The following is a 13,697-nucleotide window of genomic DNA, read 5'->3' as shown; positions in this document are numbered from 1 at the left end:
TCCGTCGGGAGCCCCGTCGTGGTGGTCGAAGCATACCGGCCCGCGCTCATTTGCGCTTCGCCGCTTCCGGCCCGAACGTCATTCGCGTACGCTTCCCCGTGAGGAGTAGAACGATGCACTACCGGACGTTATGGCTCGGCGCGATTTCCGGCCTTGCGCTCCATCTCGCAGGGCTCGGCTGGGATGTCTATCGCCATTCGCGGGACGTCACCCTGGCACAGCGCGAGGACGTACTCTCACTCGCCAACCCGTCACACCTCATGATCGTCGCCGGAACCGCCATCATGGCCGCCTGCCTTCTGGGGGTCGCGGTCACCTGGCTGAACGAGCGGAACATCGGCGGCGACGGCCTCTGGGGCTCGCTCCTCCGCGGGACCGGCCTACCGATGGTCGGCGTGGCCGCTGCCGGGTCAATCTGGCTCGCTTCCCGTGCCGATAGCGGCGGGCACATCCACGATGCAGGCCATCTCCACGACCGGGCGCAGGTGGTCGTCCTCGACCCTGCCCTCGCCCGGGCAGTCGGCCCGGCCATAGCAGCAAAATTCGTCACCTCCGCCGATGGCCATACCCACGCAGCTGATGTTCCCGGTGCTTCGGACCCGATGGGTGAGGGCTCGGCCCAGCATCACCACGCAGAAATTCCCGTGACGGCCGAGCAGCTCGCCAGCGCCGCAGCCTTCGTCGCCGAACTCCGCGCGAATATCGCGCCCTACGAGGACGTCCGGCGGGCCATGGCCGACGGCTATATCCAGATCACCCAGGACCTCCCGGGCATCGCAGCCCACTTCATCAGGCTCGACTACCAGCGCGACGGGCATGAGATGGACCCCGCCCGCCCCGAGGTCTTGCTCTATACCAAGCGTCTCGATGGAAGCTGGCGTCTCGTCGGTGCCATGTTCCTCGCCGAAGGGGTCACCGAGGAGCCACCGTCCTACTTCGGCCCGCTTGATGCCTGGCACTACCACGAGAACCTGTGCTTCGTCGGCAGCGCCGTCCGTACCGTCGCCAGCCGGCAGGACTGCCCCGGCATCTTCACGGCGCGCACCCCGTGGCAGCTCCACGTGTGGACCGTGCCGACACGCGGCGGCGTCTTCGCGCACGACATGCCGGAAATCGCCCCTGGCGCCTACCCCGGAGCGGTCCTGCCGGCAGCGACCGAGCTTCGCGTCCAGGGGCGCTAGGAGCGCCGCCTGGCAGGCGGCCCCGGCGCCCCTCAGGACGTGACCGCGCCGGTAGAGGCGCTCGAAACCTGCGCCGCGTACTTGGCGAACACCCCGCGCGTGTACTTTGGCGGGCGCGGCTTCCACTCCGCCCGGCGCCGTCCGAGCTCCGCCTCATCCACGTGGAGCGTCAGCTTCCGACCCTTCACGTCGAAACTGATGATGTCGCCTTCCCGCACCAGCGCAATCGGGCCCCCGACTGCCGCCTCGGGCGCCACGTGCCCCGCCATGAGGCCGCGGGTCGCGCCGCTGAAGCGCCCATCCGTCAGCAGCGCAACCGACTCGCCGAGGCCTTCGCCCACCAGCGCCGCGGTGACGCCCAGCATTTCACGCATGCCCGGCCCGCCCTTCGGACCCTCGTTCCGGATAACCACCACATCGCCGGGCCGGATCTGCCCAGTCGTCACTGCGTGGAACGCATCCTCCTCGCACTCGAACACCCGCGCCGGGCCCTCGTGGTACATCCGCTCGTGTCCCGCGACCTTGATGACGCAGCCCTCCGGCGCGAGGTTGCCCTTGAGGATGACCAGCCCCCCGGTCGGCTTGAGCGCCTTCTCGACGGGCAGGATGACATCCTGGCCCGGGGTTTCGACCGCCTCGGCTGCCTCTTCCGCGATCGTTCGCCCTGTCACGGTCATCACGTTGCCGTGGAGCTTGCCGGCCTCGAGCAGCCGCTTCGCCAGCAAACGCGTGCCGCCCGCCCGGTCCATGTCGAGCGCAACGTAGCGGCCGCCCGGGCGGAGGTCCCCGATGAGCGGCGTCTGCTCCGAGATGCGGTCGAAATCGTCGATGTCGAGCGGCACGCCGGCTTCGTGCGCGATGGCGAGGAGGTGCAGCACCGCGTTGGTCGACCCGCCCGTCGAAGCAGCGCAGATGATGCCATTCTCGAACGCCTGCCTGGTCAGGATGTCGCGCGGCAGCAGGCCGTCATTCAACACCTTCATCACCAGCTCGCCAGCCTGGAACGCCACCTTCCGCTTCCGCCGGTCGGTCGCACCGACGGTCGCACTGCCCATCGGCGAGAGCCCGAGGAACTCCATTACGGTGGCCATCGTGTTCGCCGTGTACTGGGCGCCGCAGGCCCCCGCCCCGGGGCAGGCGGCGTCCACAATCTCCTCAAGCTCCTCTTCGGAAAGCTTGCCCGCAGCGTGCTGCCCCACTCCTTCAAAGACGTCCTGGATGGTGATGTCACGGCCACGGTACTTGCCGGGCGCAATTGACCCGCCGTAGAGGATCAGCCCCGGGATATTCAGCCGGGCGAGGGCCATCGCCGCCGCCGGAATCGTCTTGTCGCAGCCAACGATGATGACCGCCGCGTCGAACGAGTAGCCGACCGCCGCCAGCTCAATCGAGTCGGCGATCAGCTCTCGCGAGATGAGCGATGCCTTCATTCCCTCGGTGCCCATCGAGATGCCGTCGGAGATGGAAATCGTATTGACCTCCATCGGGGTGCCCCCTGCCGCCCAGACGCCGGCCATCACTTCCGAAGCAAGCTCGCGGTGGTTGAAATTGCACGGCATCGTGCCAATCCACGAATGCGCGACCATCACGAGCGGCCGCTTCAGGTCCTCTGACGTGTACCCGACCGACTTGAAGTACGAACGCGCCGGGGCCCGGTCGGGGCCATCGACGAGGGTGCGGCTGCGGGCTCGCGGGTCGTAGCTCATGCTCTGCTCCGGAAATGGGGTTGCGTTGCGCAAAGCTTACTCCGGGCTCTGCTGCCGGACGAATCGCAGGGTCGGTTGCTGCCAGCAACTTTGCCATGCCGGTGTGGTATGCTCCCGCCATGCGCCGCACCAGCTTCGCCGAGATGCCCTGCTCCGTCGCCCGCACGCTCGAGGTCATCGGCGAGTGGTGGACTATGCTCGTCATCCGCGAGGCCTTCAACGGCGTCCGCCGCTTCGACGACTTCCAGCAGCGGCTCGGTATCGCGCGCAACGTCCTGGCGGCCCGCCTCCAGCGCCTCGTCGAACATGGCGTCCTCGAGCGGCGTCAGTACCAGGACCGGCCGCCCCGCTGCGAGTACCGCCTGACCGAAAAGGGCCGCGACCTCTACCCCGTGCTTGTCGCCATGCTCTCGTGGGGCGACCGCTGGATGGCAGGGCCGGAAGGGCCGCCGCTGACCCTCACCCACCAGTGCGGCCATGTCCTCGGAGCCCGGCTCGTCTGCGGCGGCTGCGGGGAGCCGCTCGACCCGCGCCAGGTCCGCGCCGAACGGTCACACCGCGAGGCTGCCCCGGCCGAGTAGGTCAATTCCGCGGGCTGGTTTCCGCGCCGGCTGCTCCCCCGGACGCGCCCGGCTGCGGCGGCCGGGGCCTCGGCAGCACCTGCACTTCGTGCCGGTACGGGATTTCAATGCCCTCCCGGTCGAACCGCTCTTTCACCCGGCGCCGCAGTTCGCCCATCAGCTCCCACTGCTTGAACGCCTTGACGTCGCCGACGACCTTCAGCTCGACGCCGTCCTCAGCAAGCCGGTCCACCCGGACCACCGCCGGAGTGCTCAGGAAATCGTCCGCCCGGTCCGCGGCCAGCCGCTCGCACTCCTCGTTGATGACCTGGATGACGCGCGAGAGGTCCTCCTCGTACGCCACAAGAACGTTGAGATTGACCCGGCTGAATCCCGAGGTCATGTTCGTCGCGACCGTGATCGCGCTGTTCGGGATGATGTGGACGTTGCCGTCGAGGTCGCGGAGCACCGTCCGACGGGGCGTAATCTCGACCACCTGTCCGCTGACCCCTGCCACCCGCACCACATCGCCGACTGCGTACTGTCCCTCGACGAGGATGAAGAGCCCGTTGATGACGTCTTTGATCAGCGTCTGCGCCGCGAGCCCGACGGCAAGCCCGGCCACCCCGACGCCCGCAACAAGCGCCGATACCTGGACGCCGAGCTGGTCGAGGACGATCACTGCGCCGAGGAGAGCCAGGAAGATGTTGAACAGCCAGCCCAGCGTGGCGAGCAGCGTATCCACCCGCCGCTTCACCACTTCCGGGTCCTCGGCCCGCGTCCTGGCCGCCCGCAGCGCGGCCGAGCGAATGACCCGGCTTACCACGCGCTGCACCACGTACCGCAGCACCACCAGCGCCGCGATGACGCCGGCGATCACGAGGCCGTTCTCACGAAACCAGTCGCCCCATGCCACGACCGTCGTCGGCACAAGGAAGATCAGCTCGCCGTTCACAGCGCCCTCAACTTCGCATAGCTCTGGAGCAGCCGGCGTGTCCCGGCGGTATTGAACTCGACGACGTACTCGGTGTCGCTGCCGTTGGCCCGCGCGTCGGTCACCACGCCTTCTCCGAACTTCGGGTGGACCACCCGCGTGCCGACCGGGAACACCGGCGTCTCCGCGGGCTCGAGGTCGTCGGTGTCGACGAGCGCCGCAGCGGCCTCAACGTACCCGCGGGTGGTGTTCCCGTAGGGGCGCCGGATCTCGGCCGGTACGTCCGCCAGGAAACGCGACGGGGGATTCGCCGCGCTCGCGCCGAACGTCATCCGGCGGTAGGCCCGCGTCAGGTAGAGCAGGTCCATCGCGCGGGTCATCCCGACATAACAGAGCCGGCGCTCCTCTGCCATCTGCTGCGGGTCATCGAACGACCGGATGTGCGGGAGCAGCCCCTCCTCCATCCCGACCAGGAACACCACCGGGAACTCGAGCCCCTTTGCCGCGTGCAGGGTGATCAGCGTCACGCCCTGGCCGCGGCCGTCGAGGGTGTCCTGGTCCGTCACCAGCGCCACGTCCTGCAGGAAGGTCGCAAGGTCGTTCCCCTCACCGGCCGTTTCCTCGTACTCCGCCAGCAACGCCTGCAGTTCGAGCACGTTCTCCATCCGCTCCTCCGCGTCATCTCCCTCCTCGAGGTAACGCACGTACCCGACGGCGTTGATCAGCCGCTCGAACAGCCGGCCCAGCGGCTCGTCCCGGTGCTCCCTGAGCTCCTCCATGGTGGCGACGAACCCGCGCAGGGCCGCTGCGGCGCGGCTCCCGATGCCCTCGGCCCGGCCGTCGGCTGCCGAGCGGCATGCCTCCCACAGGCTCGTGCCCTGCGCAGCGGCCAGCTCGCGGAGCCGGTCGACCGTGCGTTCGCCGATGCCGCGGCCGGGCACGTTGATGATCCTGCCAAGGCTCGCCTCATCCGCGGGGTTGTGAATAACCCGGAAGTACGCGAGCAGTTCGCGGATCTCCCGTCGCTCGTAGAACCGCACGCCGCCAACCAGCCGGTACGGAATCCGGTGCCGGACAAGCGCCTCTTCGAAGGGGCGCGATTGCGCGTTCGTCCGGTAGAGCACGGCAATGTCCCGGTAGCTCCGCCCGGCCGCGACGAGCCTGCCGACCTCCCGCGCGACGAACTCGCCCTCCTCCTCGTCGTTGTACGCCTCGTAGGTCACGATCGGCTCGCCGCCGGTCCGCTCGGTCCAGAGCCGGCGAGGATGCCGTCCGGGATTGCGCGCAATGACGGCTTCCGCAGCCCGGAGGATGGGCGCGGTTGACCGGTAGTTTTGCTCCAGGAGCACCACCGTCGCCTCGGGGAAGTCCCGGCGGAAGTGCTCGACGTTCCGGATATCCGCGCTGCGCCAGGAGTAGATCCCCTGGTCAGGGTCGCCCACCACGGTAATGTTCCGGTGCACCGACGCCAGCTCGCGCGCCAGCACATACTGCGCCGGGTTGGTGTCCTGGAACTCGTCGACCAGCACATGCTCGTAGCGGCCGGCCCACTTTTCCCGCATCGCCGGTACGCGCAGCAATTCGACCGCCCGCAGGAGCAGGTCGTCGAAGTCCAGCGCTCCTGCCCGCCGAAGCGCGGCATCGTACCGTTCGTAGACGCGGGCCGCCACCTCCTCCTGGTAGGTCCGGACCCGCCCGAGGAGGACCTCCGGCGTCAGCATCTCGCTCTTCGCCGCCGAAATCCGCGACAGGATGCCCCGCGGCGCGAACTGCCGGGGGTCGATGCGCAGCTCTTCGAGCACCCGCTTCACCACGCCGAGCTGGTCCGAGTCGTCATAAATGGCGAACTCGCGCGGCACTCCTACCGCTTCGCCGTCGATGCGCAGCCACCGGGCGCACATCGCGTGGAAGGTGCCCATGTGGACCGCCTCCGCGTCCTCGCCGATGAGGCGCGCGGCCCGTTCGCGCATTTCGCGGGCGGCCTTGTTCGTAAACGTCACCGCGAGAATGCGCCACGGGGCAATGCGCCGCTCCCGGATGAGCCAGCCGATCCGGTGGGTGATGACCCGTGTCTTGCCGCTCCCCGGTCCGGCCAGGATCAGCAGCGCCCCATCCCCGTGCGTCACGGCGGCGCGCTGCGCGTCGTTCAGCCCCGCGAGGATATCGGCCGTCCCGGTCGGTGCACTCACTCCCGCATCCTAGCATTCGATCACCCGGCTGAGCGATTCAACGGCTGCGCCTTGCTGCCGCCTGCGGTAAGGTGATGCGGGGCTGGTGCCCTCGCCGGAGCTGATGATGTTCGATTCGTGGCCCGGGGGCTCCTGGGAAGCAACGGTCCGCTACGTCCTCGCCCTGCTGCTCATCTACCTCGCAGCCGTTTGGGTCGCACTCGTCTTTTGGACCTACCGGGACATCCGCCAGCGCACCCGCGACCCGGTCCTCCAGACCGTAGCCGTTCTCCTCGTCCTCCTCTTCTTCCTGCCGGGCCACTGGGTCTACCTGATTGTCCGGCCTCGCTACACGCTGGCGGAGCTGTACGAACGCTCCCTCGAGGAAGAGGCGCTCCTCCAGGAACTCGAAGATCAGAAGGCCTGTCCCACCTGCAAGCGCCGCGTCCAGGACGACTTTCTCGTCTGTCCCTCCTGCCGAACGCAGCTGAAAGAGCCGTGCCGCCAGTGCGGAAGGCCCTTGAGCTACGCGTGGGTCGCCTGTCCCTACTGCGGCCTCGAAAAGCCCCCGCGCGAGGGTTTCGGCGCGCGGCCGGTGCGCCCGCCGCAGCCGCGCCAGTACAGCGCCCAGCCGGCGCCTGCTCCCCGGGCTCCCGCGCAGCGGGCAGCCGCACCTCAGCCCGCCCGCCCGGCCGCTCCTCCTCCGGCTCCCGCGCCGCAGTCGCGGCCGAACCGCGACCCCTTCGGGGCCCGCGGAACCGCGGCGCCGCCGCCGGGCCAGGCGCCCGATGACGGGCCCGTCATCGGGGGATAAACCCGCTCCCTGGTTGCTGTTCTCCGCCGTCCGTGCTCGCAGGGCAACCGGAGTGTGCCTCCGCGAAGAGCGCCCGAGCGGACCGCTACGCCGTTGCCGGGGCCGGCTGCAGCAGCGCCTCGAACAGTTCCGTTCCTGCCAGCAGTTCGCTCATCCGCTCCAGCTTCCGCTCCCCGCGGAACCGGGTCCCTTCGAAGACCCGCTCGAGGGCGATCACCGTGTTTTCCGTGTCGGTCCGCGAGAGCACGAGCGGGACGCCGCTCGCGCTGGCCGCGTCGATGGTGTAGCCGCTCGGCTGGCGGCCGCCCGTCAGGATCAGCGCATTCGGCGAGGCGCGCAGCGCAGCGAGGTGCATGTCGGTCCGGTCGAATCGCGCGACGACCGTCATCGAAGGGAACCGGCGAAAATACGGCTGACCGGCGTCGGAGCCGATCGGCGCAATCACGAGGTGGTCTGAGGTCGTGTCCTCGGGCAGGTCGCCCGGCAGCAGCACCTCCGCGTGGAGCCACCGGAGCGCTTCGTCGAGCGCAAATCCTGCCAGCGTGCGGTCTTCGCCCACCTGGATGTGCAGCGGCGCGCCGCTCTTGACCTGGACGCCGCGCACGCCGGGCACCGCAAGCTGCACGACTGCCGCGGCATGCGCCGGCGGAGCACCGGCCCCCGCGCCGCGCGCCACCGCCACCACGACTGCCCCGGCCGGAACCGCCGCAGTCCCGCATTCAACGACCAGCACCTCATCGGCCGCGGTTCCGGGAACGCTGCTCAGCGGCTCAGCGGGGCTGCCCGGGGCGAACTCCAGCCCGCTGTACCACCGCGCATCCTCAGCCGCGCGGCTGCCGGGTTCTTCCAGCCGGACAAGCCGGGTCGGCCTCCCGCTGTAGGCGAGCGCGCGGGCGATGGCGGCGGCGACGCCGGTCTTCCCCGCACCGGGCTGGGCAGCGGTCACAGCGATGATCGTCACGCGGCAGGCTCCTGCGCCGGTTGGCGCCTCGTCAGGATTGTGACGAACGGAACGGATTGCGGCAATGCGCGCGGTTCGCCGCCCGGCCGCTACGATGGAGCCCATGCACACGTCACGCAAGATCACGGTCGAACGGAATCGCCTGCGGTTCGCTGCTGCGCATATGGCCACCTTCTCGGGGGATTGCGAGCCGCTCCACGGCCACAACTACGACGTCTTCATCGAAATCGAGGGCCCGCTCACTGAAGACGCCTGGGTGTGGGACTTCGGCGCGGTCAAACGCGCCGCCCGCGAGCTGACCGAGCTGCTGGACCATAAGTTCATCCTCCAGCGGTCCAGCCCCCACCTCGAAATCCGCGAAGAGCCCGACAGCTGGGAGGTCAGCTACCGCGGCCGGACCTACCGCTTCCCCGCCAGCGACGTCCTGCCCCTGCCAATCCTCAACTCCACCGCCGAATGCATCGCCGAGTGGTTCGCCGGGCGCCTTTTCGGGGCGCTCCTGCAGCAGGGCGCCACCCACATCCGGCGCCTCACCGTCGGCATCGAGGAAATGCCGGGGCAGGCGGGCTGGTATACACTGGAGCTGTGAGCGGGGTGCTTCCGCTCCATCCCTGGAGGAATCCCATGCAGCTCGACTGGGACAAGACCATCAACGAGATTCTCTCCGAGAAGCTCGCCTGCCAGGCCTGCGGCGCGCTCGGCGACGAGATGGTCGTCGGGTACACCCGCGAACCCTCGGCGGCCGAGTTCGCAGCACGCTGCCGCGATTGCACCGACAAGACCGACTGCGACGCCCGCAAGCTCGTCGTCGTCTGCGAGTCCTGCGCCCGCATCCACCGCGTCAACGGCGAGCTGATGGACGAGACCGGCATGATGACCATGATGCTCGAGGAGTGCCGCCGGAACCTCGAGGACTCCATCGACTACCTTTCCACCTACTGGAAGGAAGAGACCGACGTCAGCTACGACGATATGAAGAAGGGGCTCCACGAGGTCGACCCCGAACTCTTCCGCGAAGAGGACGCGTGGCGGATGCGCCTCGAAGAAGAGTATCTCCAGCTCCACCGCTGGTTCCGCGAGCACGGCGTCCCCATCCCCGACCCGGGCTGGCGGAGCCAGTACGTCGAAGAGGTGATCGGCCTCGGCTACACCACCCTCCTCGGCGACTGAGGCTGCCGCGGCCTTGGCGCAGCCGGGACGCATGCTATAATCCAGAGCGTCAGGCGGAAGTAGCTCAGTGGTAGAGCGCCTCCTTGCCAAGGAGGAGGTCGCGAGTTCGAACCTCGTCTTCCGCTCCAGCGAAGACCCGACGCCCGCCAGCTCGGCGGGCGTTTCTGTTGTCCTCCCGGGTACCGGGTATCATGGGCAACGGCAGCCGAAGTGGCGGAATGGCAGACGCGGCGGTCTCAAAAACCGCTGAGTGCAAGCTCGTGTGGGTTCGAATCCCACCTTCGGCACCAGCCGCCGCTCCCCGCGCTTTGCCGAGTGGTGTAACGGTAGCACACGGGCCTTTGGAGCCTATGGTCGGGGTTCGAATCCCTGCTCGGCAACCACCATTCCCGGCGTCCTCATGATCCTCCCGCCCCGGGGCACGGCCGTCAGCTGCCCGCTCTCCGCAGCTGCTCGTCCTCGCCTGCGATAAGCCACACGTCCCCGTCCTCCACCACCACATCCCGGTCCGGACGGAACGTCACCAGGTCGTTCCGGACCATCGCGAGCAGAACCACGTTGTGGCGCGTGAACGCCTCGAGCGACCCGATCGTCCGCCCAACCGCGCTGATCGGTGCCTTCAGTTTCGCCACTCCGTACGTTGGCCCCAGCGACATGTACTCCTCAAGGTGGCTCGAAGGCCCCAGGGTGTGCGCCAGCCGGATTGCCGCCTCCTGCTCCGGCGAAATTACGAGGTCGGCGCCTGCCAGCCGCAGCGCCTCCGCGTGGTCGTTGGTGCTCGCCTTGGCCACCACATGCTTCAGCTTCAACCGCCGCTTCAGCGTCAGCGTCAGCAGCACCGACGTTGCGACCTCTGAGCCGATGGCCACCACCACCGAGTCGTAGTCCTGCAGCGCCAGGCTCTGCAGGAACTCGAAGTCGGAAAGGTCGCCTGCCGCGGCCAGCGTCGCGGTCTCGGACAGCTCATTGACGCGCGCGTCGTCCCGGTCGACCGCAAGCACCTCGACGCCGATGGCAACGAGCTCCTCGGCCAGCTGCGAACCGAACCGGCCGAGGCCGAGGATTGCGACGTTCATCTCAGCTCAACCTCACGCTGTCGACAGGATGGTGATACGGCACTTTCCGGTGCGGGCGGGTCATGTAAAGCACGAGCATGACCGGGCTGAATCGGCCGGCGAGCATCGCCAGGATGAGGATCAGGTGGCCGTCGGCGCCGAAGTTCACCGTGCCTGCGGTCGAAAGTCCAACTGTCGAAATCGCCGACTGCGCTTCGAACAGCACATCGATGAACGGCCGGTCGACCGTGAAGGTCAGGGCAAGCCCGAACGCGAACAGGAGCGCGACATGGTACAGCGCGAGTGTGGTGGCCTGCTGGATCACCGCCTGTGGGACCCGCTTGCGAAACGCGGCCACCTCGTCGTTCCCGCGGATGGTCGCAACCATCACGGCGAACAGCAGCGAAAATGCGCCCACCTTGAGCCCGCCGCCCGTCGAACCGGCAGCTGCACCGATGAACATCAGCCCAATGGTCGCGAACTTGGTCTGGTCGTGAAGCTGCGACATGTCGATGGCGCTGAACCCGGCGGTGCGGGCGCTGGTGCTCTGGAACAGCGCGACGAGGGGCCGTTCGACCGGCGGCAGCCCCCCAAGTGTCCCGTCGTTCCGCCACTCGACGGCCGCCGTGAACAGCATGCCCAGCGCGAGCAGCGCCGCGCTCGTCAGGTAGATGAGCTTGTTGTCCAGCGGCAGCCGGGCGAACGACCGCCTGCGCATCAGGTTTACCACCGGCAGAAAGCCGATACCGCCGAGGAAAATCAGGACGATCAGGGTGCCGAGGATCACCGGGTTGCCGTGGTACGGCATCATGTCGCGCCCCGTCAGGCTGAACCCCGCGTTATTGAACGCCGACACGGAATGGAACAACCCCCACCACGCAGCCCGGTTCGGTGGCACACCCTCGGCGCGGAAGGCGCCCCAGAGCACAATCGCTCCCGCTCCTTCAGCGATGAAGGTGAACAGGGCAACGCTCCGCGCAAACGAAAACGTCTCGTGCAGACTCGGCGCACCGTAATAGAGACGCAGCATGTTCCGGTCGCGGATGCCGATTTGGCGCCCCAGCGCCCACATCACCACCGTCGTGCCGACCATGTACCCGAGGCCGCCGACCTGGATGAGAACGAGGATGACCACCTCGCCCAGGGCGCTCCAGTGCGACGGCGTGTCGACGACCGTGAGTCCGGTCACGCAGATGGCCGACACCGCCGTGAAGAGCGCGTCTTTGACGTTGACCCAGTGGCCCTCCTCGGAGGCCAGCGGGGTTGTCAGGATGAGCGTGCCGGCCAGCAGTATTGCGCCGAAGCCGAGCGCAAGCTGGGCAACCCCGCTGCTGACGGCGGGGCGGCGACGCTTGCCCACCATCCGGGTCGTGAGCACCCCGCGGGGTGCTGCCGCCTGCGCCTCACGCACGCCCGCGCCTCACATCGCAGGCGGCAATGGCTGGCGGTGGGTGGTCCCCGTTCTCCTCACGACCCCCGGCTGGCGCCATTTCAGGCCGTGGCCGATGCCGACCAGCGGTTCGCGACATCGGCCAGCTGGTCGCGAAGCTGGTTCTTGGCGAACTTGCCCACGCTCGTGCGCGGCAGCGCGTCAAGGAACACCACCTCATCCGGCAGCCACCACTTCGCGACCTTCTCCGCCAGGTAGTCACGGATTTCGTCAGCCGTGAGCTGGCCGCGGTACTCCGGCTTCGGGACCACGGCAGCCACCGGCCGCTCCTGCCAGCGCGGGTGCGGCAGCCCCACGACGGCCGCCTCGAGCACCTTCGGGTGGGCCATGATCAGGTTCTCCAGCTCCACCGACGAAATCCATTCCCCGCCCGACTTCACCAGATCCTTCGTCCGGTCAACGAGCTGGACGTAGCCGAGCGGGTCGATGGTCGCCACGTCGCCGGTCCGCAGCCAGCCGTCCATGAACTTCTCGCTCGCCGTCGGGTCGTTGTAGTACGTCCCGGTGATGTACGGCCCGCGAATCTGCAGCTCGCCGATCGACTTCCCGTCCCACGGCTGTTCCTTGCCGGTCTCCAGGTCGACGATCCGCCACTCCAGCGTCGGGACGATCACTCCCTGCTTCGCTGCCACCTCGAGCTGCTTCTCCTCCGGCCAGTCCAGCATGGTCGACCGGATCCGCGTGAGCGACGCCAGCGGCGACGTCTCGGTCATGCCCCAGGCATGCACCAGCCGGATGCCGTGGCGGCGCAGCCCGGCGATGAGCGCCGGCGGCGCAGCCGACCCGCCGCAGAGCACCCGCTGCAGCTTCGGAAGCTTCCTGCCCGTCTGGTCAAGCAGGTTGAGGACCGGCAGCCAGACCGTCGGCACGCCGGCCGAGATCGTCACGCCTTCGCGGTCGAGCAGATTCACGACCCGCTCAGCATCGAGGAAGCGGTCCGAGAACACCTGCGATGCGCCGGCATTCGCTGCCGCATACGGCAGGCCCCACGCGTTCGCGTGGAACATCGGCACCGCGTACATCAGGGTGTCAACCTCGGAGATATTGACCGAGTCCGGCAGCGCCGCCACGAGCGAGTGGATCATCGTCGAGCGGTGCGAATAGACGACGCCCTTCGGGTTGCCGGTTGTCCCCGAGGTGTAGCACATGGCCGCTGCCGCCCGCTCATCCAGGGTCGGCCAGGCGAAGTGGTCGTCGCCGGATGCGAGAAACTCGTGGTAATCCACGGTCCGCGGCAGCTTGCCGGTCGGCTCGGGGCCGTCGTTCATCAGAACCACGAGGCGGACCGTCGGGATTTTGCCGGCCAAACCTTCCAGGATCGGCAGCACCGACCGGTCGCAGAAGATCACCTCATCCTCTGCGTGGTTGATGATGTACTCCAGCTGGTCGGCGAACAGCCGCACGTTGATCGTGTGCAGCACCGCACCCATGCAGGGAATCGCAAAGTAGCACTCCAGGTGCCGCTGGGTGTTCCACCCGAAGGTGCCCACCCGCGTCCCCTCTCGAACGCCCTCCTTCGCCAGCGCGCTCGCCAGCCGGTGCACGTTGCGGGCAAGCTCCCCGTACGTCGAACGGACGGCCTCGCCGGATTCCGTATACGTCGCCAGCGGTTTGTCGTAGAAGAGCCGCTCCACTCTCCAGAAGATGCTCTGCACCGTCAGCGGGATGTCCATCATGGTGCTGGGGAACATCGCTCGG

General features: G+C 68.2%; 12 protein-coding genes and 3 tRNA genes. 8 read left to right on the top strand and 7 right to left on the bottom strand.

What is annotated here, in order from left to right; all coding sequences use genetic code 11:
- Positions 1-113 precede the first annotated feature (113 nt).
- On the top strand, positions 114-1,181 hold the full coding sequence (locus tag Tbon_RS01100) for a hypothetical protein (RefSeq protein ID WP_158065898.1): 1,068 nt from the start codon (positions 114-116) through the stop codon (positions 1,179-1,181).
- 32 nt (positions 1,182-1,213) lie between these two features.
- On the opposite strand, the gene ilvD is transcribed toward Tbon_RS01100, so the two are convergent.
- Entirely contained in the window at positions 1,214-2,887 is a 1,674-nt protein-coding gene (gene ilvD, locus Tbon_RS01095; RefSeq protein ID WP_158065897.1) for a dihydroxy-acid dehydratase, read from the bottom strand.
- A gap of 119 nt (positions 2,888-3,006) precedes the next feature.
- Between ilvD and Tbon_RS01090 the strand changes: the two genes are divergently transcribed.
- A complete protein-coding gene (locus Tbon_RS01090) occupies positions 3,007-3,468 on the top strand; it encodes a winged helix-turn-helix transcriptional regulator (protein ID WP_158065896.1) in 462 nt (153 codons plus the stop codon).
- Between the two features lies 1 nt (position 3,469).
- On the opposite strand, the gene Tbon_RS01085 is transcribed toward Tbon_RS01090, so the two are convergent.
- Together Tbon_RS01085 and Tbon_RS01080 are read right to left on the bottom strand one after the other, a co-directional pair.
- Complete coding sequence (locus tag Tbon_RS01085; protein WP_158065895.1) at positions 3,470-4,402, bottom strand: mechanosensitive ion channel family protein; 933 nt, start codon at positions 4,400-4,402, stop codon at positions 3,470-3,472.
- Positions 4,399-6,570 carry an ATP-dependent helicase gene (locus Tbon_RS01080; protein ID WP_158065894.1) on the bottom strand — a complete coding sequence of 724 codons (2,172 nt, stop codon included), beginning with the start codon at positions 6,568-6,570 and terminating at the stop codon, positions 4,399-4,401. Before Tbon_RS01080 ends, Tbon_RS01085 begins: the two co-directional genes overlap by 4 nt.
- 85 nt (positions 6,571-6,655) lie before the next feature.
- Here Tbon_RS01080 and Tbon_RS01075 point away from each other — a divergent pair, with 85 nt between their 5' ends.
- Positions 6,656-7,363 (top strand): zinc ribbon domain-containing protein, encoded by a 708-nt coding sequence (locus tag Tbon_RS01075; RefSeq protein ID WP_158065893.1) that lies wholly within the window; start codon positions 6,656-6,658, stop codon positions 7,361-7,363.
- An 85-nt stretch (positions 7,364-7,448) separates the two neighbouring features.
- On the opposite strand, the gene Tbon_RS01070 is transcribed toward Tbon_RS01075, so the two are convergent.
- Positions 7,449-8,324, bottom strand: a complete 876-nt coding sequence (locus Tbon_RS01070; RefSeq protein ID WP_192498037.1) for a DRTGG domain-containing protein — start codon at positions 8,322-8,324, stop codon at positions 7,449-7,451.
- 103 nt (positions 8,325-8,427) lie between these two features.
- Here Tbon_RS01070 and Tbon_RS01065 point away from each other — a divergent pair, with 103 nt between their 5' ends.
- The 5 genes from Tbon_RS01065 to Tbon_RS01045 all read left to right on the top strand — a co-directional run bounded on the left by Tbon_RS01065 (position 8,428) and on the right by Tbon_RS01045 (position 9,877).
- Positions 8,428-8,913: a 6-pyruvoyl trahydropterin synthase family protein gene (locus Tbon_RS01065; protein ID WP_192498036.1), complete on the top strand. Its 486-nt coding sequence runs from the start codon at positions 8,428-8,430 to the stop codon at positions 8,911-8,913.
- Positions 8,914-8,948: 35 nt separating this feature from the next.
- Entirely contained in the window at positions 8,949-9,494 is a 546-nt protein-coding gene (locus tag Tbon_RS01060) for a hypothetical protein (RefSeq protein ID WP_098503757.1), read from the top strand.
- A 53-nt stretch (positions 9,495-9,547) separates the two neighbouring features.
- Positions 9,548-9,622: transfer RNA gene (locus Tbon_RS01055), tRNA-Gly, on the top strand.
- Positions 9,623-9,698: 76 nt separating this feature from the next.
- Positions 9,699-9,784 (top strand) — tRNA-Leu (locus tag Tbon_RS01050).
- A 19-nt stretch (positions 9,785-9,803) separates the two neighbouring features.
- Positions 9,804-9,877, top strand: a tRNA-Gln gene (locus Tbon_RS01045).
- Positions 9,878-9,922: 45 nt separating this feature from the next.
- Here the strand turns inward: Tbon_RS01045 and Tbon_RS01040 are convergent.
- From Tbon_RS01040 to Tbon_RS01030, 3 genes are all read right to left on the bottom strand, one after another.
- A complete protein-coding gene (locus Tbon_RS01040) occupies positions 9,923-10,570 on the bottom strand; it encodes a potassium channel family protein (RefSeq protein WP_158065890.1) in 648 nt (215 codons plus the stop codon).
- A gap of 1 nt (position 10,571) precedes the next feature.
- A complete protein-coding gene (locus Tbon_RS01035; RefSeq protein ID WP_158065889.1) occupies positions 10,572-11,960 on the bottom strand; it encodes a TrkH family potassium uptake protein in 1,389 nt (462 codons plus the stop codon).
- An 80-nt stretch (positions 11,961-12,040) separates the two neighbouring features.
- Positions 12,041-13,690 (bottom strand): long-chain fatty acid--CoA ligase, encoded by a 1,650-nt coding sequence (locus Tbon_RS01030; protein ID WP_225734661.1) that lies wholly within the window; start codon positions 13,688-13,690, stop codon positions 12,041-12,043.
- Positions 13,691-13,697: the final 7 nt, after the last annotated feature.

This window comes from Tepidiforma bonchosmolovskayae (assembly GCF_008838325.1).
Lineage (GTDB): Bacteria > Chloroflexota > Dehalococcoidia > Tepidiformales > Tepidiformaceae > Tepidiforma > Tepidiforma bonchosmolovskayae.
Note: the sequence above shows the minus strand (reverse complement) of the source record. Positions and strands in the feature narration are given on the sequence as shown.

Coding starts and splice junctions, on each gene's coding strand:
- Tbon_RS01065 (WP_192498036.1), top strand. CDS start 8,428: ATGCACACGTCACGCAAGATCACGGTCGAACGGAATCGCCTGCGGTTC.
- Tbon_RS01090 (WP_158065896.1), top strand. CDS start 3,007: ATGCGCCGCACCAGCTTCGCCGAGATGCCCTGCTCCGTCGCCCGCACG.
- ilvD (WP_158065897.1), bottom strand. CDS start 2,887: ATGAGCTACGACCCGCGAGCCCGCAGCCGCACCCTCGTCGATGGCCCC.
- Tbon_RS01040 (WP_158065890.1), bottom strand. CDS start 10,570: ATGAACGTCGCAATCCTCGGCCTCGGCCGGTTCGGTTCGCAGCTGGCC.
- Tbon_RS01060 (WP_098503757.1), top strand. CDS start 8,949: ATGCAGCTCGACTGGGACAAGACCATCAACGAGATTCTCTCCGAGAAG.
- Tbon_RS01100 (WP_158065898.1), top strand. CDS start 114: ATGCACTACCGGACGTTATGGCTCGGCGCGATTTCCGGCCTTGCGCTC.
- Tbon_RS01030 (WP_225734661.1), bottom strand. CDS start 13,690: ATGTTCCCCAGCACCATGATGGACATCCCGCTGACGGTGCAGAGCATC.